This is a genomic window from Streptomyces sp. GQ60, assembly GCF_059758875.1.
In genome coordinates this window covers 1-1,378 of the sequence record NZ_JCAXEG010000055.1, presented here as the reverse complement: position 1 = coordinate 1,378, position 1,378 = coordinate 1, and the positions used below count along the sequence as shown (strand labels likewise).

Annotated in this window: 1 protein-coding gene; it reads left to right on the top strand. The window is 65.0% G+C overall.

Going from position 1 to position 1,378, the window contains the following annotated elements; all coding sequences use genetic code 11:
• Positions 1-56: 56 nt before the first annotated feature.
• The gene (locus AC6CKD_RS37915) at positions 57-1,337 is read left to right on the top strand and encodes an IS256 family transposase (RefSeq protein ID WP_498333975.1); all 1,281 of its coding nucleotides are present in this window, start codon (positions 57-59) and stop codon (positions 1,335-1,337) included.
• Positions 1,338-1,378: the final 41 nt, after the last annotated feature.

Sequence of the window (1,378 nt, the reverse complement as noted above, 5' to 3'; positions counted from 1 at the left end):
GGGTCTGTACGGTCAACGGTGGATCTTCGAACAGGAAGTGACACCTGATGACAGACGTGACCGTGTCGGCGGAGGCCGTGGCGGAGGTACAGCCGTCCGGGTTGGCGCCGGAGGTTCTGGACGACCAGCTGATCAGTCAGCTGGTGGACCGGGCCAAGGCTGACGGGATCAAGCTGACGGGCCAGGGTGGTCTGCTGCAGCAGTTGACGAAGCGGATCCTCGAGTCGGCCCTGGAAGGCGAGATCACCGACCACCTCGGACACGAGAAGCATGAGAAGGCCTGCTCGGGCAACACCCGCAACGGGACCCGGTCCAAGACCGTGGTGACCGAGGTCGGCCCGGTCGTTCTCGAAGTCCCACGGGACCGGGAGGGCTCGTTCGAGCCGCAGATCGTCAAGAAGCGACAGCGCCGGCTGACCGGCGTCGACGAGATGGTGCTCTCGCTGTCGGCCCGCGGCCTGACCCACGGGGAGATCTCCGCTCACCTCGCGGAGGTCTACGGCGCCGAGGTCTCCAAGACGACCATCTCCACGATCACGGACAAGGTGATCGACGGCATGAACGAGTGGCAGAACCGGCCGCTCGACTCGGTCTATCCGGTTTTGTTCATTGACTGTGTCCACGTGAAGCTGCGGGACGGGAAGGTCGCGAACAGGCCGGTCTACGTGGTCCTGGCGGTCACCGTCGAGGGCACACGCGAGATCTTGGGCTTGTGGGCCGGCGACGGGGGCGAGGGTGCCAAGTACTGGCTCCAGGTCCTCACCGAGATCAAGAACCGCGGCACGGAAGACGTCTGCATGGTCGTCTGCGACGGCTTGAAGGGCCTGCCTGACGCGATCGGAGCGGTCTGGCCGCAGGCGATCACGCAGACGTGTGTCGTTCACTTGCTGCGGGCCTCGTTCCGTTACGCGGCCCGGCAGGACTGGGACAAGATCTCGAAGGCGCTCAAGCCCGTCTACACGGCGCCGACCGAGGACGCCGCCATGGAACGGTTCCTGGAGTTTCAGGAGGAATGGGGCCAGAAGTATCCCGCGATCGTGAGGTTGTGGGAGAACGCGTGGGCCGAGTTCGTGCCGTTCCTGCAGTTCGACACCGAGATACGGCGGATCGTCTGCACGACGAACGCCATCGAGTCCGTGAACGCACGGATCCGCAAGGCCGTCCGGGCCCGTGGGCACTTCCCGAACGAGCAGGCCGCCGTCAAGTGCGTCTACATGGCCATCATGAGCCTCGACCCCACCGGCCAGGGACGCAAACGCTGGACCCAGCGCTGGAAGGCCGCTCTAAACGCCTTCGACATCACCTTCGACGGCCGGCTCTCAGCCGCCCGCCGCTGAACCCCCAACAACTCCAAAACCACCGTTAACTTTACGGACCC